Consider the following 16,909-nt stretch of genomic DNA (forward strand, 5'->3'; position numbering starts at 1 on the left):
GTAAGCTCCTTAGACTTCTTGTTCGATGCGCATGCCGAGGGAGAGGCCGATGCGGGCGAGCTCGTCCTTGATCTCCTGGAGCGACTTCTTACCAAAGTTCTTGGTCTTCATCAGCTCCGCTTCCGTGCGCTGCACCAGCTCACCGATGGTGGTGATGTTGGCGTTGCGCAGGCAGTTGTTGGCCCGGACGGACAGCTCGAGCTCCTCGACCGACTTGCCCAGCATGCCGTTCACGCCCTCGGTGGTGAGGATCGTGGCGCCCTGCTCGGTTTCGACGGCATCCTCGTCCTGGCGGGCGAAGATGAGGAAGTGCTCGCGGAGGATGAGGGCGGAATCGCTCACCGCGTCCTTGGGGTCGACCGTGCCGTTGGTCCACACCTGGAGGGTCAGCTTCTCGTAGTCCGTGCTGTGGCCCACGCGGGCGGGCTCGACGATGTAGTTCACGCGGATGATGGGGCTGTGGTTGGAATCCAGGGGGATGAACCCGAGGCCCAGCTTCTCGTCCAGGTTCCGGTCGGCCGTGACGAAACCGCGGCCCATGGAGACCTGGATCTCCATCTCAAGTTCCCCGTCCTCGCCCAGGGTGGCGATGTGCACATCGGGGTTCATCACTTCCACATTCTGGTTGCAGCGGATGGACCCGGAGGTCACCACGCCTTCGCCCTTGTGGCTGATGGTCACGATCTGGGGCTGGGAGGAATGGAGCTTGAAAGGGATTTCCTTGAGGTTCAGGAGGATGTGGGTGATGTCCTCCCACACGCCGGGCATGGCCGTGAACTCGTGCTGCACGCCCTTGATCCGTACGTTGGTGACGGCCGCGCCCTGGATGCTGCTGAGCAGCACCCGGCGAAGGGAGTGGCCGCAGGTGGTGGCGAAACCGCGTTCGAAGGGATAGGCGACAAACTCGCCGTACGAGCCGGTCTTCGAGCTCGCACTGACCTCCGCGAAACGCGGCCTCTGGAAATCGCTGATGTTCAGCATTCCTGTCCCCTTACTTGCTGTAGAGTTCGACGATCAGCTGCTCGTTGATGTCTAGAGGAACATCTTCCCGCTTGGGAACCGCGATGACGGAGCCCTTGAAGGCGCCGGCGTCGAGGGTGAGCCACTGGGGAATTCCGCGGCCAGCCGCGGTTTCCAGGGAGGACTTAACGAAGTCGTTGGCCTGGGCCTTGACCGAGATCTCGATGCTCTGGCCGCTCTTGGTCTGGTAGCTGGGAATGTCGCAGCGCTTGCCGTTGACCAGGATGTGGCCGTGCATCACCATCTGGCGGGCTGCGGCGCGGCTGGGGGCGAACCCGAGCCGGAAAACGACGTTGTCGAGACGGCTTTCCAGGAAGGAGAGCAGGTTGTGACCCGTCACGCCCTTCTTGGAGTCGGCGCGCTCGAAGTAGAGGCGGAACTGCTTTTCCAGCACGCCATAGATGCGCTTGACCTTCTGCTTCTCGCGAAGCTGGAGGGCGTAGCCGGTGGGCTTCTTCGCCTTGGCGGCCCCGTGCTGTCCGGGGATCTTGCCCTTGCGGGTCTCGAAGGAGCACTTCTCCTTGAAACAGCGCTCACCCTTGAGGTAGAGCTTCATGCCCTCGCGTCGGCAGAGGCGGCAAACGGCGTCTTGATATCGAGCCATGGTTCTCCTCCTCTCTTAAACCCGGCGCCGCTTGGGAGGGCGGCAGCCATTGTGGGGGATGGGGGTGACGTCGCGGATGCTGGTCACGGAAATGCCGGCGGCGTTCAGGGCGCGGATGGCGCTTTCGCGGCCAGCCCCGGGTCCCTTCACGCGGACATCCACACTGCGGATGCCCTGTTCCTTGGCGGCCTCGGCGGCGACGCCCGCCGCGATCTGCGCGGCGAAGGGCGTGCCCTTCCGGGTGCCCCGGAAGTTCTGGTTGCCGGAGGACGCCCAGCTGAGCATGTTCCCCATGGGGTCAGAGATGGAAATGATGGTGTTGTTGAACGAGGCCTGGATGTGCGCCACGCCGTGGGGGACGTTCTTCTTTTCTTTTTTCTTGACCACCTTCTTGCCGGCGGTCTTTGACTGAGTCTTTGCCATATCAGTTCCTCAACCTTTACTTCTTCTTGCCGGCCACGGTCTTGCGCTTGCCCTTGCGGGTCCGCGCGTTGGTGTGAGTGCGCTGTCCACGGACGGGGAGGCCCTTCCGGTGGCGAAGGCCCCGGTAGCAGCCGATGTCCATGAGGCGCTTGATGTCCATGCCAATGTTCTTGCGCAGATCGCCTTCCACGGTCTCTTCGGCCGTGATGACGCGACGGATGCGCCCGACCTCGTCCTCGGTGAGATCCCGCACCTTGGTGCTGAAGTCCACCTTGGCCCGGGTCAGAATGCTCTGAGCCTTGGGGCGACCGATGCCATAGATGTACGTAAGCGCGATCTCGATGCGCTTGGCAATTGGCAGATCGATGCCTGCGATGCGTGCCATGTTGACTCCTTAGCCTTGGCGCTGCTTGTGCTTGGGATTCTTCTTGCAGATGATCCGATTGATGCCTTCGCGGCGGACCACCTTGCAGTGCTCGCACAGCTTCTTGATAGAGGGCCTGACTTTCATGGGTTTCCCCCAGGGATTAATGTGTGAGGTTACTTGAATCGGTAGATGATCCGGCCACGGCTGAGATCGTAAGGGGTGACTTCAACCAGGACCCTGTCGCCAGGGAGGATGCGGATGAAGTTCTTCCGCATCTTGCCGCTGATGTGAGCCAGGACCTGGTGCTTGTTTTCCAACTCGACCCGGAACACGGCATTGGGCAAGGACTCCACCACTGTGGCTTCGAGCTCAATGGCTTCTTCTTTGCTCAAGCTTGCTCCTGGAAAAGTTCAAGGATGGTGGCGTGGATCGCATCGGGCGCGAGGTTGCCGTCGACGGTGCGATAGTTCGGCCTCTCCTTGTAGAAGGCCTGGAGAGGCTGGAAGGTCTTGTTGAATTCAACCATCCGGCTTCTGAAGGCCTCGGAGCAGTCGTCGGCGCGGTGCTTCAGCGGACTGTGGCACAGATCGCAGACGTTCTCCTGGTGGGGCCGCTTTGTGACGAGGTGGTAGATGGCGCCGCAATCGTTGTTGCTGCACACCATGCGATCCACCACACGGGCTTCCAAGACACTCTCGGGGACGAAGATGTCGATCACGAATCCGAGGCCGATTCCCTGGGAGGAGAGGAAAGTCTCCAAGGATTCAGCCTGTTGCAGGGTCCGGGGATATCCATCAAACAACACATCTCCGCTCTCGTTCTGCAGCCGCGCGAAAACAAGACCGTTAACCGTGTCGTCATCCACAAGCTTGCCACTGGCCATGAGGGCCTTGGCCCGAAGGCCAATCTCCGTCCCTTTCGAGACGGCATCTCTCAGAATATCACCTGTAGACAGGTGTATCAAAGACCTTTTTTGAACCAGGCGCTTGGCCTGGGTTCCCTTTCCGCTGCCAGGGGCCCCGAGAAGGATATGGATTTTCATGGCGTCTTCGCTCCCGAGCGTGCCAGCCGGCCACCCCGGATGCGACCCTTCTCCAGGAACCCGTCGTAGCGGCGCATCACCTGATAGCTCTCAAGCTGGGCCACGGTATCCATGGCCACGCCCACGACGATGAGGAGGGAGGTTCCGCCGAAGTAGAAATTCAGTCCCGGCATGGAATTGGTGATCACGAGGGGAACGATGGAAACCAGGGCCAGGTAGACGGCGCCCGCGAAGGTCAGCTTCGAGAGGATGCTGTCCATGTAGACCGAGGTCTCCTTGCCGGGCCGGATGCCGGGGATGTAGCCCCCGGACCGCTTCATGTTGTCGGCGGTCTCGTCCGGATTGAAGACGATGCTGGTGTAGAAGAAGGCGAAGAAGATGACCACGCCCACGAAGATCGGGGTGTAGGTCCAGAAGTGGGACTGCGGGCTGATGTAGCTGGAGGCCTTGCTCAGCCACTCCCACCGCGTGAACTGGGCGATGGTGGCGGGGAAGAAGATCACCGAGCTGGCGAAGATCACCGGCATGACGCCCGCGGTGTTCACCTTGAGGGGCAGGTAGGAACTGCGCTGGCTGGCCATCCGGGAGGAATCCACCCGGCGGGCGTAGTGGATGGGGATGTTCCGGTAGGCGTTCTCCACGAGGACGACGGCCAGGAGGACGACGGTCATGGAAGCCAGCAGGAGGAGGAAGACGCCCGGAGGGGCCACGTTGCCGGCGCCCTTGAGGGACGCCATGAACATGGTGCCGATGGTCTCCATCGCCTTGGGCAGGCCCGAGACGATGCCGGCGAAGATCAGGAGCGAGATGCCGTTGCCGACCCCCCGGTCCGTGATCTGCTCGCCGATCCACATCACGAAGATGGTGCCGGTGGATAAGGTAAAGGCGCACAGGATCTTGAAGCCGAGGCCGGGATTGATGACCACGTCGGGCCCCAGGCTCTGGGCCAGGGACGCGATGCCGAAACCCTGCACGAAGGCCAGGCCCACGGTGAGGAACCGGGTCCACTGGTTGATCTTCTGGCGGCCGGCCTCGCCCTCCTTCTTCTGGAGGTTCTCGAGGGCCGGGACCACCGCGCCCATGAGCTGGAGCACGATGCTGGCCGTGATGTACGGGGTGATGCCCAGGGCGAACACCGAGAACTTCTTGAAGGCGCCGCCCGAGAACAGGTCAACCACGTTCAACAGATCCCCCGCCTTGCCCAGGTTCTTGGCCAGGGCTTCGGCGTTGACGCCGGGCACCGACACGTGCACGCCGAGCCGGTAGATCACCAGCATCGTCAGCGTGAACAGCAGGCGCTTGCGAAGTTCGGGGTTGGAGAACAACTGCCGGAGCTTTTCCATGCGTTTCAAATCCTAACGGGAAGGACTACTTGGACGCCTGCTTGGAGCAGGGGGGCTCCTGGATGGTGCCGCCGACGGCCAGGATGGCCTCGCGGGCGCCCTTGGTGACGCGGTCTGCCACCACGGTGATCTTGTGGGTCAGTTCGCCGCGCTTGAGGACCACGATCCCGCCCATCTTGGGGTCAAGCAGGTTCTTGTCCTTCATGGCTTCCAGGCACACGGTCTCGCCTTCGGCGAAATGGGTGCTGATGAAGTCCAGGCCCAGCTCCTGGAGCTGGATGGCATGGATGTTGGTGAAGCCGCGCTTGGGGAGGCGGCGGTGGAGGGGCATCTGGCCACCCTCGAAGCCGCGCTGAGAGCTGTAGCCCCGGCGGGACTTCTGGCCCTTTTCGCCGGCTCCGGCGGTCTTGCCGTTGCCGGAGCCCTTGCCCCGGCCGATGCGCTTGCGGTTCTTCGTGGCGCCCTCTGCGGGCCTGAGTTCGTTGAGCTTCATGTCTTACCCCTTCACCGTGACGTCGATGAGGTAGGGAATGCGCTTGACCATGCCATGCACATTCGGCGTGTACTCGCACTCCCGCTTGTCTCCGACCTTCTTGAGACCGAGGGTCTGGAGGAACGCACGATGCTTGGGCACGGTGCAGATGCTGGAGCGCCTGAGGGTGATGACGACCTGCTTGCCGAGGAGCTGGGACATTTAGGCCTCCGCCTGATCCAGGCCACGGTTGGTCATGACCGTGTAGGGATCCATGAGGTTCTTGAAACCCTCGAAGGTGGCGCGAACCACGTTGTGGGGGTTGGAGGAACCGAGGCTCTTGGTGAGCACGTTGTTGATGCCGGCGGCTTCCATGATGGCGCGGACGGCGGCGCCGGCGATGATGCCGGTGCCCTCGGGAGCGGGCTTCATGAGGACCGAACCGGAGCCGAAGCGGCCGGTGATGGGATGGGGCAGGCTGCGGTTGGGCGACACGGGAACGTGGATCATGTTCCGCTTGGCGCTCTCGATGCCCTTCTTGATGGCGGAAGGCACTTCCAGCGCCTTGCCGAGGCCGAAGCCCACCTTGCCGTTGCCGTCGCCCACGACCACCAGCGCGCTGAAGGAGAAGTTCTTGCCCCCCTTCACGACCTTGGTGACGCGGCCCACGTAGATGACCTGGTCCTTCATTTCGCCTTGCTGGTCGCCGCTCTGGGAGTTGGGCTTGGTGTCTGGTGCATTGTATGCCATGTTCCTCACCCTCCTAGAACTGGAGCCCGGCAGCCCGGGCGCTGTCAGCCAGCGCCTTGACGCGGCCGTGATAGACATAACCGTTGCGGTCGAACACCACGGACGTGATGCCCTTTTCCTTCAGGCGAGCGGCGATGCTCTCCCCGACGGCCTTGGCGGCTGCGATGTTGGAGCCGGAGGCCAGGGTTTCCCGCAGGCCCTTTTCGAGGGACGAGCTGGCGGCGATGGTGACACCCTGGGTGTCATCCACGGCCTGCACGTAGATCCTCTTGAGGCTCTTGTAGATGGTGAGACGCGGACGCTCGGGGGTGCCGGAAATGCGGCCCCGGATGCGATTCTTGGTCTTCTGACGGCGGATCGAGATGTCGTTAGCCATGGTTGCTCCCTACTTCCCGGTCTTGCCGGCCTTGCGGCGGATGACTTCACCCGTGTACTGGACGCCCTTGCCCTTGTAGGGCTCCGGCTTCCGGTACTTGCGGATGTCCGCTGCGACCTGGCCGACCAACTGGCGGTCGATCCCGGTCACGACGAGGTGAGTGTTCTTTTCCACGGCGATCGTGATGCCCTGGGGAGCGGCATAGTTGATCGGGTGGCTGTAGCCCAGGTCGAGGCGGAGGTTTTCGCCGTCCATGGCAGCCTTGTAGCCGACGCCGACGATGTCCAGTTCCTTCTTCCAGCCCGTGGTCACGCCGACGACGGCGTTGTTGATCAGGGCGCGGGTGAGGCCGTGGAAGGCCCGGTTCTGGGCTTCGTCATTGACGCGGGTAAGGTTGATGGAATCGGCCGCGACTTCGACGGTGATCCCCTGGGGGATCGGGCAGGTCAGCTTGCCCTTGGAGCCTTCGACGACGGCCTCAGCCCCGTGGATGGTCACTTTGACGCCTGACGGCAGTGCCACTGGCTTTTTTCCGATGCGAGACATGATGGTTTCCTTGGAAAGGGTTGGAGAGCGGTTTCTACCAGACGTGGGCCAGGACCTCGCCACCGAGGTTCTGCTTGCGGGCGTCCTTGCCCGTCAGCAGGCCCTTGGGCGTGGTGAGGATGGAGATGCCCAGGCCACCCTGGACCTCGGTGATCTCCTTGACGCCGGCGTAGACGCGGAGGCCGGGGCTGGAGATGCGCTTGAGGCCGTGGATGACCGACTCTCCGGTCTTCACGTACTTGACCTGGATGATGAGGTAGTCGCGGCCCTCGTGCTCGACGGCCTTGTAGCCGTGGATGTAGCCTTCCTGCTTCAGGATGGCGGAGAGACGCTCCTTCATCTTGCTGGCGGGCACGACCACGGCGTCGTGGCCGGCCATGATGCCATTGCGGAGGCGGGTGAGGTAATCGGCGATCGGATCAGTGTTCATGGATGCCTCTCCTTACCAGCTGGACTTCTGGACGCCCGGGAGCTCGCCGGCGAGGGCGTGCTTGCGGAAACAAAGGCGGCAGAGTTCGAACTTGCGCATGTAGCCCCGGGGACGGCCGCACACCTTGCAGCGGTTCCGGTGCTGAGTGGAAAACTTGGGCTTGACGCTGTCCTTGTAGATCTTGTTGGTGCTAGCCATGTGGGCTCCCTATTTCCGGAAAGGCATGCCCAGGTGGGCAAGCAGGGCACGGGCCTCGGGGTCCGTGGGCGCTGAAGTCACGAAGGTGATGTTCATCCCCTTCATCTTTTCAACCTTGGAGTAGTCGATCTCCTGGAAGATCAGCTGGTCCTTGAGGCCGAGCGTGTAGTTGCCGCGTCCGTCGAAGGACTTGGTGGGGACGCCGCGGAAGTCGCGGACGCGGGGGAGCGACAGGCTCACCAGGCGGTCCAGGAATTCCCACATGCGGTTGCCACGCAGGGTCACCATGCAGGCGATGGGCATGCCCTCGCGCAGCTTGAACTGGGCGACGCTCTTCTTGGCCTTCCGGACGACGGCCTTCTGGCCGGCGATCGCGGTGAGCTCTTCCACGGCGACGTCCAGGACCTTGATGTTCTGGATGGCGTCGCCGACGCCCATGTTGATGACGATCTTGTTCAAACGGGGCACTTGCATCGCAGAGGTGTACCCGAATTCCGATTGAAGCTTCCCGGCCACTTCGGCGTGGTAACGGGCCTTGATGCGGGGTTCCGCACTAGTAGGCATTCTTTCCTCCATTTCCGGGGGACGACTACATCCCCAGGGTTCGGGAGGGCGAAAGGGCTTGGTACCGGCGGTCCGGCCCGTTTCCTTCCAACCTCGGTTGTCAAAGTGTTCCGCCGACGGACATCCATCGGCGGAATGGCCATTCTCTCACAGATGTGAAGGAACGGGATGGAAAATTCTTACTCGGCCCGCTTGCGGGTGGGCTTCTGGGTGGTGGGGTCGATCAGCATCACGTTGGAGGCGTGGATGGGAGCCTCCTTGGAGATGATGCCGCCGCCTTCACCGGTCTGCTGGTTGGGCTTGGTGGCCTTCTTGATCATGTTCAGGCCGCCGACGATCACCTTGTTGGTGGCGGGCTGGACCTTGGCGATCTGGCCGCGCTTGCCCTTTTCCTTGCCCGCGATGACGACCACTTCGTCGCCCTTCTTGAGCTTCATCTTGGTCGGTTTGTCCATTAGAGCACCTCAGGGGCGAGGGAAACGATCTTCATGTACTTCCGCTCGCGCAGCTCGCGGGCCACGGGTCCGAAGACGCGGGTTCCGACCGGTTCGCCATCCTTCTTGATGATGACGGCGGCGTTCTCGTCGAAGCGGATGTAGGACCCGTCCTTGCGGCGGAAGGCCTTCCGCTGGCGGACGATGACGGCCTGGACGACGGCCTTCTTCTTGACCGTGCCGCCCGGGATGGCTTCCTTGACGGAAGCGGTGATGACGTCGCCCAGCTGGGCGATCCTGCCCACACCGCCGCCCAGGGGCAGGATGCAGCAGATCTTCTTTGCGCCGGAGTTGTCGGCGACGGTTAGCATGGATCCCATCTGAATCATATCGGCTCCTTACTCGCCAGCTTTCTGGGTGATCTCGAGGACCATCCAGCGCTTGCGCTTGGAAAGGGGACGGGACTCCACGATCTTGACCACGTCGCCGATCTGGCAGGCATTGGTCTCGTCATGGGCCATGAATTTCGCGGTCTGCTTCACGGTCCGGGAGTACAGGGGGTGCTGGAACTTGCGCTCCACCTTCACCACCACCGTCTTGTCGGCCTTGTTGGAGACCACTACGCCACTGCGAATCATCTTATGTTCTAGGCTCATGGTTTCCTCACACAGCCAGTTTGGACTTGAGGGCGGTCTTGACGCGGGCCAGTTCGCGACGCGTCTTGCGGATCTCGGCAGTGTTCTCCACCTGTCCCACGGCATGCTGGAAGCGGAGGGTGAACCGCTTGGCGGCCAGGTCGGCCTCCAGCTGCGCCAGCTCCTCGATGCTCTTGCCAGCCAGTTCGCTGAATGGATTCTTCTTGTTCATCTCGTGCCTCTCACTCTTCCGGGGGGGTTCGGGAGATGAACTCGGTGGCCACGGAGAGCTTCATCTGCGCGAGGCGCAGGGCCTCCTTCGCAGTGGCTTCGTCCACACCTTCCATCTCGAACAGGATGCGGCCGGGACGGATCACGGCAACCCAGCCATCGGGCGCGCCCTTGCCGGAACCCATGCGGGTCTCGGCCGGCTTGCTGGTGGTGGGCCGGTCGGGGAAGATCCGGATCCAGATGCGCCCGCCGCGCTTGATGTGGCGGGTCATGGCGATACGGGCGGCCTCGATCTGCCGGTTGGTGAGCCAGCAGTGCTCGAGGGCCTTGAGTCCATAGTCGCCGAAGGAAATTTCGTTGCCGCGGGTCGAGACGCCGCAGGTGCGGCCCTTCTGGACTTTGCGGTGCTTGACCTTATTAGGCATCAACATGGCTGTTACCTCAGCGCTTCACGGTTTCGACGGCGGCTTCGGCGAGGTTGACCCACACCTTGACGCCGATGATGCCGTAGGTGGTGTTGGCCTCGGCAAAGCCGTAGTCAACGTTGGCCCGGATCGTCTGGAGGGGCATCTGGCCGGAGAGATAGTCCTCGGTGCGGGCGATCTCGGCACCGTTCAGACGACCGGAAACCTTGATCTTGAAACCCTTGGCGCCGAAGCGGATGGCGGCTTCCTCGGCCTTGCGCATGGCACGGCGGAAGGCGATGCGGCGCTCGAGCTGCTGGGCGACGCCCTCGGCCACGAGCTGCGCGTCGATCTCGGGCTTCTTGATCTCCTGGATGTCGACGCTCACGGGGCGCTTGAGCTTGGCCTGGAGCTCCTCGCGGAGCTTGTCGATCTCCGCGCCCTTGCGGCCGATGACGATGCCGGGGCGGGCGGTGAAGATGCGCACGGTCACCTTGTCGGCGGCGCGCTCGATGTCGATCTTGGACACCATGGCGTTCAGGCCGTGGAGCTGCTTCTTCAGTTCGCGGCGGAGCTTGAGATCCTCGTGGAGGAGGGTCGCGTACTCACGCTTGGAAAACCACTTGGAGTGCCAGTTCTTGTTGTGGACAAGACGGAATCCGTACGGATGAACTTTCTGACCCATGGTTTATTCCTCCCGGCCGAGTTGGAGCGTGATGTGGCAGGTGCGCTTCTGCACGCGGTAGGCCCGGCCCATGGGGGCGGGGCGGACACGCTTCATGCGGAAGCCCTCGTCCACGAAGGCGCTCTTGACGAAGAGCTCGTCGGGGTTGACGGCGGCATCCTTGTCGATGGCGTTGGCCACCGCGGAGTCCAGGATCTTCTTGATGTGGCCGGCGGCGTACTTCTTGGTGGAGGCCAGGATCCACTGGGCCTCGCCCACCTTCTTGCCGCGGATGAGATCGATCACGAGCCGGGCCTTCTGGGCGGAGCCGCGAAGGTGCCGGAGCGTGGCGGTGCTTACGATGGTCGTCATCTTACTTCCCCTTGGCCTTGGCGTCGGACTTGCCGGCGTGGCCCCTGAAGGTGCGGGTCAGGGAGAACTCCCCCAGCTTGTGGCCCACCATGTTGTCGGTGACGTAGACAGGGATGAACTTGTTGCCGTTGTGCACGGCGATGGTGAGGCCGATCATCGTGGGGACCACCGTGGAGCGCCGCGACCAGGTCTTGATGACCCGCTTGTCGTTGAGCTGCTGGGCGGTGTCCACCTTCTTCTGGAGGTGGGCATCGATGAACGGACCTTTTTTAAGCGAACGAGCCATTGACTACCCCTCCTAGTTGATCCGCTTGACGATGAATTTGGTGGTGCGCTTGTTGGAGCGCGTCTTGTAGCCGCGAGTCGGCTGGCCCCAGGGCGTCACGGGGTGACGGCCGCCGGAGGTGCGGCCTTCGCCGCCGCCGTGGGGGTGATCCACCGGGTTCATGACCACGCCGCGGACCGTCGGGCGAACGCCCAGCCAGATGCGACGGCCGGCCTTGCCCAGGGCGACGTTCTCGTGCTGCAGGTTGCCGACCTTGCCGATGGTGGCGTAGCACTCGAGGTGGATCTTGCGGATCTCGCCGGAGGGCATGCGCAGCTGGGCGTAGTCGACGTCCTTGGCCACCACCTGGGCGAAGGTGCCGGCGGCGCGGGCGATCTGCCCGCCCTTGCCGGGCTTCAGCTCGATGTTGTGGACTTCGGTGCCGAGCGGGATGTTCTTGATGGGCAGGGAATTGCCAACCAGGATGTCCGCGTTCTTGCCGGACAGGACGGTGCGGCCCACTTCCAGGCCGTCGGGGGCCAGGATGTAGCGCTTCTCGCCGTCGGCGTAGATCAGGAGCGCGATGCGGGCGGAGCGGTTGGGGTCGTACTCGATGGTGGCGACCCGGGCCGGAACGTCAGCCTTGTTGCGCTTGAAGTCGATGATGCGGTAGCGGCGCTTGTGGCCGCCGCCGATGTGGCGGGTGGTGATGCGGCCCGTGTTGGACCGGCCACCCGAACGGGTGCGGGTGCCGAGGAGGGTGCGCTCGGGGCGATCGGTGGTGATCTCCTCGAAGCCCTGCTTGGACATGCCCCGCTGACCGGGGGTCGTGGGTTTGAGCAGCTTGATGCTCATGATTATCCTCATGCCTCAAAGTGGCCGGGCGATAGTGGCATTTCTTGTCCGCCCGGCGAATGGATGAACGGTCGCTACTGCGCGGCCTCGGTGGCCTCGACCAGTTCGATATAGGCCTTCTTCTTGTTTCCGGTCGTGCCCATCCAACGGCCGAGACGCTTGCTCTTGCTGGGCATCTTGACGGTGCGGATGGACTTGACCTTCGCCTGGAGAAGGAGTTCGGCGGCTTCCTTGATCTGGTGCTTGGAGGCCCAGACGGCGACCTCGAAGACCTGGATGTTGGCCTCGCGCAGGAGCTGTCCCTTCTCGGTGAGGAGGGGCTTGCGGATCACTTCGAAAATCTTGGTCATGGCTTCACCACTTCCTGGAGGGCCAGAATGGCTTCCTTGGAGAAGACAACCTGGTCGAACTTCAGAAGGTCATAGACGTTGACGCCCAGGCTCTCGATGGTGTGGAGCTTGGGGTTGTTGCCCGCGGCAAGGGTCGCCTTGTCGGAGGTGCCGACCAGGAGGGCCGAACCGTCCACGCCCAGCTTGGTCAGGGTCGCGATGAGGGACTTGGTCTTGTGGGAATCCACAGCCCAGTTCTCGACGACCACCACCTGCCCGGAGGCGAACTTGGCGGAGAGGGCGTTCCGCAGGGCGGAACGGCGGGCCCGCTTGGGGAACGCGTAGTCGAAGCAGCGGGGGTTCGGACCGTGGGCCGTGCCGCCGCCCTTCCAGATGATGGAGCGGATGGAACCGACGCGGGCGCGACCGGTGCCCTTCTGCTTCCAAAGCTTGCGACCCGAACCGGAGACCTCGGACTTGTCCTTGGTCTTGGCGGTGCCGGCCCGGCGCCTGGCCAGGTGGTGCCGCACGGATTCCCAGATCAGGTGGTTGTTGATCTCTTCAAGCTTGAACACCTCGGCCATGAGCTCGACGGTGTCGACCTGCTTGTTTTCCAGGTTCAGAACGGGATGAGAGAAGACCGCCATGTTACGCCTCCTGCTTGATCACGACGTAGCCGCCCTTGGGGCCGGGAACGGCGCCTTTGATGAGCAGCAGGTTGTTCTCGGCGTCGACGCGGGCCACTTCCAGATTGCGGACGGTGACCTGCTCGGCGCCCATGTGGCCGCCCATGCGCATACCGGGCCACACACGGGAGGGGTAGGACGAGCCGCCGATGGAGCCGGGGGCGCGGTGGAACATGGAGCCGTGGGTCGCGCGGCCGCCCTTGAAGTGGTGGCGCTTCATGACGCCGGCGAAGCCCTTGCCCTTGCTGATGCCGGTGACGTGCACCTTCGCGCCGCCCTCGAACTCGCCAGCCAGGATGGAGTCGCCTTCCTTGAGCGTGTCGGTGGCGTCCACCTTCAGCTCGCGGAGCACCCGGACGGGGGCCACGCCGTGCTTCTCGCAGTGGCCCTTCTCGGGCTTGGAGGCGCGCTTGCCGCCGGCGGGATCCACAAACCCCACCTGCACGGCCTCGTAGCCGTCGCGGGCCACGGTCTTGCGCATCACGACCACGCACGGGCCGGCCTGGATTACGGTTACCGGGACAACCTGTCCCTTTTCATTGAAGATCTGGGTCATGCCCAGCTTCTTGCCGATGATTCCCTTGGTCATTATCGTCGCCTCCCTTTACCTGTTGCCCTGCCGGCTGAACACCTTGATCTCGACATCCACACCCGCCGGGAGGTCCAGGCGCATGAGGGTGTCCACGGTGTTCTGCGTGGGGTTCAGGATGTCGAGGAGCCGCTTGTGGGTGCGGATCTCGAACTGGTCGCGGCTCTTCTTGTCGACGTGGGGAGAGCGGTTGACGGTGTACTTCGACGTGCGCGTGGGAAGGGGGATGGGCCCCGCAACCTGCGCCCCGGTGCGCTTGGCAGTCTCCACGATTTCGCGGGTGGACTGGTCCAGCAGACGGTGGTCGAAGGCTCGCAGACGGATGCGAATATTGTCTTTCATCTTCACTCCAGTGGGACGGGTGTACCGTCCATAGACGTGGGGCGCTGACCGCCCATGGGTTTTGTTGTCCCGATAGCAGGGACAGGGCTAGTCAGAATAGCAAAAGCCATCGATTTCGCAATGGCTTTTTTTGATTTTCAAGGCTGCAGGGGAGGTTTCCCCCCCCGGCGAGCTTCGTATTTGGAGGTCTCGATCCATGGGATCTCGGGCGACCTCACCCCCGGATGGGGGCTGTGACTGCGTCCGGCGCCTAGACGCCCGGAATTCTGCTACTTGGTGCCGCGGACCTTGGCGATCACTTCTTCCGCCACGTTCCGGGGAGCCTCGTCGTAATGGCTGAACTGCATGGTGTAGTTGCCGCGGCCCTGGGTCATGCCGCGCAGGCTGGTGGAGTAGGCGAACATCTCGGCCAGGGGGACCTGGGCGGTGACGACCTTGACGCCGGCCCGGTCTTCCATGTTCTCGATGCGGCCGCGGCGGCTGTTCAGGTTGCCGATCACGTCGCCCATGTAGTCCTCGGGGACCACGACCTCGACGGCCATGATGGGCTCGAGCAGCACGGGGTTGGCCTTCTCGCAGCCGTTCTTGAAGCCCATGGAGCCGGCGATCTTGAACGCCATCTCGTTGGAGTCCACCTCGTGGTAGCTTCCGTCGTAGAGGGTGATCTTGATGTCCACGCAGGGGTAGCCGGCCAGGACGCCGGACTGCATGGCCTCCTGGATGCCCTGGTCGACGGGCTTGATGTATTCCTTGGGGATGACGCCGCCCTTGATGTCGTTGACGAACTCGTAGCCCTTGCCCTGCTCGTTGGGCTCGACGTAGATCTTGACGTGGCCGTACTGGCCGCGGCCACCGGACTGGCGCACGAACTTGCCTTCGGCTTCCACGCGCTTGCGGATGGTTTCGCGGTAGGCCACCATGGGCTTGCCCACGTTGGCTTCCACCTTGAACTCGCGCATCATGCGGTCGACGATGATCTCCAGGTGGAGCTCGCCCATGCCGGCGATGATGGTCTGGCCGGTCTCGGGGTCGGTCTTCACCTTGAAGGTGGGATCCTCCTGGGCCAGGCGGCTGAGGGCGATGCCCATCTTCTCCTGGTCGACCTTGGTCTTGGGCTCGATGGACACCTGGATGACGGGATCCGGGAAGTCCATGGACTCCAGGATCACGGGGTGGTTCTCGTCGCAGATGGTCTGCCCGGTGAGGACGTCCTTGAAGCCCACGGCGGCGCCGATGTCGCCCGTGCGGACCTCGTCGATGTCCTCGCGCTTGTTGGCGTGCATCTGGAGGAGGCGCCCGATGCGCTCGCGGCGGCCCTTGTTGGCGTTGTAGACGCCCGAGCCCGCGGCGAGGACGCCGGAGTAGACGCGGATGAAGGCGAGGCTGCCCACGAAGGGGTCGGCCATGATCTTGAAGATCAGGGCGCTGAAGGGCTCACTGTCCTTGGCCTGGCGCTCGATCGGGTTGCCGTCGAGGTCGTGGCCCTGGATGGCGGGCACGTCCAGGGGGCTGGGCATGTAGCTGACGACGCAGTCGAGCAGGGGCTGGACGCCCTTGTTCTTGAACGCCGAGCCGCAGCACATGGGGGTGAAGGCGAGGCTCAGGCAGCCCTTGCGGATGCCGGTGCGGATCTCGTCCTCGGTGAGGGTCTCGCCGCTGAGGTACTTGTCCATCAGGACGTCGTCGGTCTCGGCGACCATCTCGACCATCTTCTCGTGCCACTCGTTGGCGGTGTCGACCAGATCCTCGGGGATCTCGCCGTACTCCACCTCGAAGCCCTTGTCGCCCTCGCTGAAGGTCAGGCCCTTCATGAGGACCAGGTCGACCACGCCCTTGAAGTGCTCCTCGGCCCCGATGGGGATCTGGATGGGCATGGGCCGGGCCTTGATGCGGGTGCGCATCATCTCGCAGACGCGGAAGAAGTCGGCGCCGGGGCGGTCCATCTTGTTCACGAAGCCCAGGCGGGGCACGCCGTACTTGTCGGCCTGGCGCCACACGGTCTCGCTCTGGGGCTCGACGCCGCCGACGGCGCAGAACACCGCCACGGAACCGTCCAGCACGCGCAGGCTGCGCTCCACCTCGGCGGTGAAGTCCACGTGCCCGGGGGTGTCGATGATGTTGACGCGGTGCTCGATGTCCTTGAGGAAGCCCGTCTGGGCCGTCCAGGAGGCCGTGATGGCCGCGGAGGTGATGGTGATGCCGCGCTCCTGTTCCTGGACCATCCAGTCGGTGGTGGCCGCGCCCTCATGCACCTCGCCGATCTTGTGGATCTTGCCGGTGTAATAGAGGATACGCTCCGTCGTCGTGGTCTTGCCGGCATCGATGTGGGCCATGATGCCGATGTTTCGGTAGCGCTCGAGGGGAGTCGTGCGGGCCACGGGGGCCTCCTTCAGAGTTCAGAAATCAAATATCAGACGCGGGATCAACGTTCACTGTGCAAAAACGGGGGCCGATCCGTCATGATCGGCCCCGGTCATGCAGGTCCTGTACCTACCAGCGGAAGTGGGCGAAGGCCTTGTTGGCCTCGGCCATCTTGTGGACGTCGTCCTTCTTCTTCACGGAGGAACCGCGGAAGTTCATGGCGTCCAGGATCTCGCCGGCGAGCTTGTCGCGCATGGTGCGCTCGCCGCGGCCGGCGGAATAGGTCTTCAGCCAGCGCATCGCCAGGGACTGGCGGCGGCCCTGGGGGACCTCCACGGGAACCTGGTAGGTGGCGCCGCCGACGCGGCGGGACTTCACCTCGACGGAGGGCTTGATGTTGTTGAGGGCCTTCTGGAAGGCCTCGAGGGCCTCCTCGCCGGACTTCTTGGCCACGATCTCAAGCGCACCGTAGAGGATGCGCTCGGCGGTGGACTTCTTCCCGCGCTCCATCAGGACGTTGATGAACTTGGAGACGGTGAGGCTGTTGTAGACGGGATCCGGCAGGATTTCGCGCTTGGCGGGGCTGGAACGGCGGCTCATGTCTACC

The 16,909-nt window shown here is 63.4% G+C and carries 31 protein-coding genes; all 31 read right to left on the reverse strand.

Annotation, left to right across the window (positions count from 1 at the left end; genetic code table 11):
- Positions 1-9: 9 nt before the first annotated feature.
- Positions 10-981 (reverse strand): DNA-directed RNA polymerase subunit alpha, encoded by a 972-nt coding sequence (locus tag RAH40_RS12950; RefSeq protein ID WP_306597968.1) that lies wholly within the window; start codon positions 979-981, stop codon positions 10-12.
- Positions 982-991: 10 nt separating this feature from the next.
- Positions 992-1,624 (reverse strand): 30S ribosomal protein S4, encoded by a 633-nt coding sequence (rpsD, locus tag RAH40_RS12955; RefSeq protein WP_306597969.1) that lies wholly within the window; start codon positions 1,622-1,624, stop codon positions 992-994.
- Positions 1,625-1,639: 15 nt separating this feature from the next.
- Entirely contained in the window at positions 1,640-2,047 is a 408-nt protein-coding gene (gene rpsK, locus RAH40_RS12960; protein ID WP_243330331.1) for a 30S ribosomal protein S11, read from the reverse strand.
- A 16-nt stretch (positions 2,048-2,063) separates the two neighbouring features.
- Positions 2,064-2,432, reverse strand: coding sequence for a 30S ribosomal protein S13 (gene rpsM / locus RAH40_RS12965; RefSeq protein ID WP_306597970.1), 369 nt, complete (start codon positions 2,430-2,432; stop codon positions 2,064-2,066).
- A 9-nt stretch (positions 2,433-2,441) separates the two neighbouring features.
- The gene (rpmJ, locus tag RAH40_RS12970; RefSeq protein WP_243288424.1) at positions 2,442-2,558 is read right to left on the reverse strand and encodes a 50S ribosomal protein L36; all 117 of its coding nucleotides are present in this window, start codon (positions 2,556-2,558) and stop codon (positions 2,442-2,444) included.
- A 29-nt stretch (positions 2,559-2,587) separates the two neighbouring features.
- Positions 2,588-2,806: a translation initiation factor IF-1 gene (gene infA / locus RAH40_RS12975; protein ID WP_005038062.1), complete on the reverse strand. Its 219-nt coding sequence runs from the start codon at positions 2,804-2,806 to the stop codon at positions 2,588-2,590.
- Positions 2,803-3,456 (reverse strand): adenylate kinase, encoded by a 654-nt coding sequence (locus tag RAH40_RS12980; protein ID WP_306597971.1) that lies wholly within the window; start codon positions 3,454-3,456, stop codon positions 2,803-2,805. The genes infA and RAH40_RS12980 overlap by 4 nt, the downstream gene beginning before the upstream one ends.
- Positions 3,453-4,799 (reverse strand): preprotein translocase subunit SecY, encoded by a 1,347-nt coding sequence (gene secY, locus RAH40_RS12985; protein WP_306597972.1) that lies wholly within the window; start codon positions 4,797-4,799, stop codon positions 3,453-3,455. Before secY ends, RAH40_RS12980 begins: the two co-directional genes overlap by 4 nt.
- Before the next feature lie 25 nt (positions 4,800-4,824).
- Complete coding sequence (gene rplO, locus RAH40_RS12990; RefSeq protein ID WP_306597973.1) at positions 4,825-5,292, reverse strand: 50S ribosomal protein L15; 468 nt, start codon at positions 5,290-5,292, stop codon at positions 4,825-4,827.
- A 3-nt stretch (positions 5,293-5,295) separates the two neighbouring features.
- Complete coding sequence (rpmD, locus tag RAH40_RS12995) at positions 5,296-5,493, reverse strand: 50S ribosomal protein L30 (RefSeq protein ID WP_306597975.1); 198 nt, start codon at positions 5,491-5,493, stop codon at positions 5,296-5,298.
- Positions 5,494-5,961, reverse strand: coding sequence for a 30S ribosomal protein S5 (gene rpsE, locus RAH40_RS13000; RefSeq protein WP_373432577.1), 468 nt, complete (start codon positions 5,959-5,961; stop codon positions 5,494-5,496).
- 73 nt (positions 5,962-6,034) lie between these two features.
- Positions 6,035-6,397 (reverse strand): 50S ribosomal protein L18, encoded by a 363-nt coding sequence (gene rplR / locus RAH40_RS13005; RefSeq protein ID WP_306597977.1) that lies wholly within the window; start codon positions 6,395-6,397, stop codon positions 6,035-6,037.
- A gap of 9 nt (positions 6,398-6,406) precedes the next feature.
- Complete coding sequence (gene rplF / locus RAH40_RS13010; protein ID WP_306597978.1) at positions 6,407-6,943, reverse strand: 50S ribosomal protein L6; 537 nt, start codon at positions 6,941-6,943, stop codon at positions 6,407-6,409.
- A gap of 34 nt (positions 6,944-6,977) precedes the next feature.
- The gene (gene rpsH, locus RAH40_RS13015; protein WP_306597979.1) at positions 6,978-7,373 is read right to left on the reverse strand and encodes a 30S ribosomal protein S8; all 396 of its coding nucleotides are present in this window, start codon (positions 7,371-7,373) and stop codon (positions 6,978-6,980) included.
- Positions 7,374-7,385: 12 nt separating this feature from the next.
- A complete protein-coding gene (locus RAH40_RS13020; RefSeq protein WP_306597980.1) occupies positions 7,386-7,571 on the reverse strand; it encodes a type Z 30S ribosomal protein S14 in 186 nt (61 codons plus the stop codon).
- Between the two features lie 9 nt (positions 7,572-7,580).
- The gene (rplE, locus tag RAH40_RS13025; RefSeq protein WP_306597981.1) at positions 7,581-8,135 is read right to left on the reverse strand and encodes a 50S ribosomal protein L5; all 555 of its coding nucleotides are present in this window, start codon (positions 8,133-8,135) and stop codon (positions 7,581-7,583) included.
- A 179-nt stretch (positions 8,136-8,314) separates the two neighbouring features.
- Positions 8,315-8,590 (reverse strand): 50S ribosomal protein L24, encoded by a 276-nt coding sequence (gene rplX, locus RAH40_RS13030; protein WP_306597982.1) that lies wholly within the window; start codon positions 8,588-8,590, stop codon positions 8,315-8,317.
- Positions 8,590-8,958, reverse strand: coding sequence for a 50S ribosomal protein L14 (gene rplN, locus RAH40_RS13035; protein ID WP_306597983.1), 369 nt, complete (start codon positions 8,956-8,958; stop codon positions 8,590-8,592). Before rplN ends, rplX begins: the two co-directional genes overlap by 1 nt.
- A 9-nt stretch (positions 8,959-8,967) precedes the next feature.
- Positions 8,968-9,225, reverse strand: a complete 258-nt coding sequence (gene rpsQ, locus RAH40_RS13040; RefSeq protein WP_306597984.1) for a 30S ribosomal protein S17 — start codon at positions 9,223-9,225, stop codon at positions 8,968-8,970.
- A 7-nt stretch (positions 9,226-9,232) separates the two neighbouring features.
- On the reverse strand, positions 9,233-9,436 hold the full coding sequence (gene rpmC, locus RAH40_RS13045; RefSeq protein ID WP_306597986.1) for a 50S ribosomal protein L29: 204 nt from the start codon (positions 9,434-9,436) through the stop codon (positions 9,233-9,235).
- Positions 9,437-9,446: 10 nt separating this feature from the next.
- A complete protein-coding gene (gene rplP, locus RAH40_RS13050; protein WP_306597987.1) occupies positions 9,447-9,866 on the reverse strand; it encodes a 50S ribosomal protein L16 in 420 nt (139 codons plus the stop codon).
- 10 nt (positions 9,867-9,876) lie between these two features.
- On the reverse strand, positions 9,877-10,524 hold the full coding sequence (gene rpsC / locus RAH40_RS13055; RefSeq protein ID WP_306597988.1) for a 30S ribosomal protein S3: 648 nt from the start codon (positions 10,522-10,524) through the stop codon (positions 9,877-9,879).
- 3 nt (positions 10,525-10,527) lie between these two features.
- Positions 10,528-10,875, reverse strand: a complete 348-nt coding sequence (gene rplV, locus RAH40_RS13060; RefSeq protein ID WP_306597989.1) for a 50S ribosomal protein L22 — start codon at positions 10,873-10,875, stop codon at positions 10,528-10,530.
- 1 nt (position 10,876) lies between these two features.
- The gene (gene rpsS, locus RAH40_RS13065) at positions 10,877-11,161 is read right to left on the reverse strand and encodes a 30S ribosomal protein S19 (RefSeq protein ID WP_306597990.1); all 285 of its coding nucleotides are present in this window, start codon (positions 11,159-11,161) and stop codon (positions 10,877-10,879) included.
- Positions 11,162-11,173: 12 nt separating this feature from the next.
- Positions 11,174-11,995 carry a 50S ribosomal protein L2 gene (gene rplB / locus RAH40_RS13070; protein ID WP_306597991.1) on the reverse strand — a complete coding sequence of 274 codons (822 nt, stop codon included), beginning with the start codon at positions 11,993-11,995 and terminating at the stop codon, positions 11,174-11,176.
- 74 nt (positions 11,996-12,069) lie between these two features.
- On the reverse strand, positions 12,070-12,345 hold the full coding sequence (locus RAH40_RS13075; protein WP_306597992.1) for a 50S ribosomal protein L23: 276 nt from the start codon (positions 12,343-12,345) through the stop codon (positions 12,070-12,072).
- Entirely contained in the window at positions 12,342-12,971 is a 630-nt protein-coding gene (rplD, locus tag RAH40_RS13080; protein ID WP_306597993.1) for a 50S ribosomal protein L4, read from the reverse strand. Before rplD ends, RAH40_RS13075 begins: the two co-directional genes overlap by 4 nt.
- Before the next feature lies 1 nt (position 12,972).
- On the reverse strand, positions 12,973-13,599 hold the full coding sequence (rplC, locus tag RAH40_RS13085) for a 50S ribosomal protein L3 (RefSeq protein ID WP_306597994.1): 627 nt from the start codon (positions 13,597-13,599) through the stop codon (positions 12,973-12,975).
- A gap of 15 nt (positions 13,600-13,614) precedes the next feature.
- Positions 13,615-13,941 (reverse strand): 30S ribosomal protein S10, encoded by a 327-nt coding sequence (gene rpsJ / locus RAH40_RS13090; RefSeq protein WP_306597995.1) that lies wholly within the window; start codon positions 13,939-13,941, stop codon positions 13,615-13,617.
- A gap of 269 nt (positions 13,942-14,210) precedes the next feature.
- On the reverse strand, positions 14,211-16,319 hold the full coding sequence (gene fusA / locus RAH40_RS13095; protein WP_306597996.1) for an elongation factor G: 2,109 nt from the start codon (positions 16,317-16,319) through the stop codon (positions 14,211-14,213).
- A 112-nt stretch (positions 16,320-16,431) separates the two neighbouring features.
- Positions 16,432-16,902: a 30S ribosomal protein S7 gene (gene rpsG, locus RAH40_RS13100; protein WP_306597997.1), complete on the reverse strand. Its 471-nt coding sequence runs from the start codon at positions 16,900-16,902 to the stop codon at positions 16,432-16,434.
- Positions 16,903-16,909: the final 7 nt, after the last annotated feature.

The sequence above is a fragment of the Geothrix sp. 21YS21S-2 genome (assembly GCF_030846775.1).
Taxonomy (GTDB): Bacteria; Acidobacteriota; Holophagae; order Holophagales; family Holophagaceae; genus Mesoterricola.

Coding starts and splice junctions, on each gene's coding strand:
- RAH40_RS12950 (WP_306597968.1), bottom strand. CDS start 981: ATGCTGAACATCAGCGATTTCCAGAGGCCGCGTTTCGCGGAGGTCAGT.
- rpsD (WP_306597969.1), bottom strand. CDS start 1,624: ATGGCTCGATATCAAGACGCCGTTTGCCGCCTCTGCCGACGCGAGGGC.
- rpsK (WP_243330331.1), bottom strand. CDS start 2,047: ATGGCAAAGACTCAGTCAAAGACCGCCGGCAAGAAGGTGGTCAAGAAA.
- rpsM (WP_306597970.1), bottom strand. CDS start 2,432: ATGGCACGCATCGCAGGCATCGATCTGCCAATTGCCAAGCGCATCGAG.
- rpmJ (WP_243288424.1), bottom strand. CDS start 2,558: ATGAAAGTCAGGCCCTCTATCAAGAAGCTGTGCGAGCACTGCAAGGTG.
- RAH40_RS12980 (WP_306597971.1), bottom strand. CDS start 3,456: ATGAAAATCCATATCCTTCTCGGGGCCCCTGGCAGCGGAAAGGGAACC.
- secY (WP_306597972.1), bottom strand. CDS start 4,799: ATGGAAAAGCTCCGGCAGTTGTTCTCCAACCCCGAACTTCGCAAGCGC.
- rplO (WP_306597973.1), bottom strand. CDS start 5,292: ATGAAGCTCAACGAACTCAGGCCCGCAGAGGGCGCCACGAAGAACCGC.
- rpmD (WP_306597975.1), bottom strand. CDS start 5,493: ATGTCCCAGCTCCTCGGCAAGCAGGTCGTCATCACCCTCAGGCGCTCC.
- rpsE (WP_373432577.1), bottom strand. CDS start 5,961: ATGAAGGACCAGGTCATCTACGTGGGCCGCGTCACCAAGGTCGTGAAG.
- rplR (WP_306597977.1), bottom strand. CDS start 6,397: ATGGCTAACGACATCTCGATCCGCCGTCAGAAGACCAAGAATCGCATC.
- rplF (WP_306597978.1), bottom strand. CDS start 6,943: ATGTCTCGCATCGGAAAAAAGCCAGTGGCACTGCCGTCAGGCGTCAAA.
- rpsH (WP_306597979.1), bottom strand. CDS start 7,373: ATGAACACTGATCCGATCGCCGATTACCTCACCCGCCTCCGCAATGGC.
- RAH40_RS13020 (WP_306597980.1), bottom strand. CDS start 7,571: ATGGCTAGCACCAACAAGATCTACAAGGACAGCGTCAAGCCCAAGTTT.
- rplE (WP_306597981.1), bottom strand. CDS start 8,135: ATGCCTACTAGTGCGGAACCCCGCATCAAGGCCCGTTACCACGCCGAA.
- rplX (WP_306597982.1), bottom strand. CDS start 8,590: ATGGACAAACCGACCAAGATGAAGCTCAAGAAGGGCGACGAAGTGGTC.
- rplN (WP_306597983.1), bottom strand. CDS start 8,958: ATGATTCAGATGGGATCCATGCTAACCGTCGCCGACAACTCCGGCGCA.
- rpsQ (WP_306597984.1), bottom strand. CDS start 9,225: ATGAGCCTAGAACATAAGATGATTCGCAGTGGCGTAGTGGTCTCCAAC.
- rpmC (WP_306597986.1), bottom strand. CDS start 9,436: ATGAACAAGAAGAATCCATTCAGCGAACTGGCTGGCAAGAGCATCGAG.
- rplP (WP_306597987.1), bottom strand. CDS start 9,866: ATGTTGATGCCTAATAAGGTCAAGCACCGCAAAGTCCAGAAGGGCCGC.
- rpsC (WP_306597988.1), bottom strand. CDS start 10,524: ATGGGTCAGAAAGTTCATCCGTACGGATTCCGTCTTGTCCACAACAAG.
- rplV (WP_306597989.1), bottom strand. CDS start 10,875: ATGACGACCATCGTAAGCACCGCCACGCTCCGGCACCTTCGCGGCTCC.
- rpsS (WP_306597990.1), bottom strand. CDS start 11,161: ATGGCTCGTTCGCTTAAAAAAGGTCCGTTCATCGATGCCCACCTCCAG.
- rplB (WP_306597991.1), bottom strand. CDS start 11,995: ATGAGCATCAAGCTGCTCAAACCCACGACCCCCGGTCAGCGGGGCATG.
- RAH40_RS13075 (WP_306597992.1), bottom strand. CDS start 12,345: ATGACCAAGATTTTCGAAGTGATCCGCAAGCCCCTCCTCACCGAGAAG.
- rplD (WP_306597993.1), bottom strand. CDS start 12,971: ATGGCGGTCTTCTCTCATCCCGTTCTGAACCTGGAAAACAAGCAGGTC.
- rplC (WP_306597994.1), bottom strand. CDS start 13,599: ATGACCAAGGGAATCATCGGCAAGAAGCTGGGCATGACCCAGATCTTC.
- rpsJ (WP_306597995.1), bottom strand. CDS start 13,941: ATGAAAGACAATATTCGCATCCGTCTGCGAGCCTTCGACCACCGTCTG.
- rpsG (WP_306597997.1), bottom strand. CDS start 16,902: ATGAGCCGCCGTTCCAGCCCCGCCAAGCGCGAAATCCTGCCGGATCCC.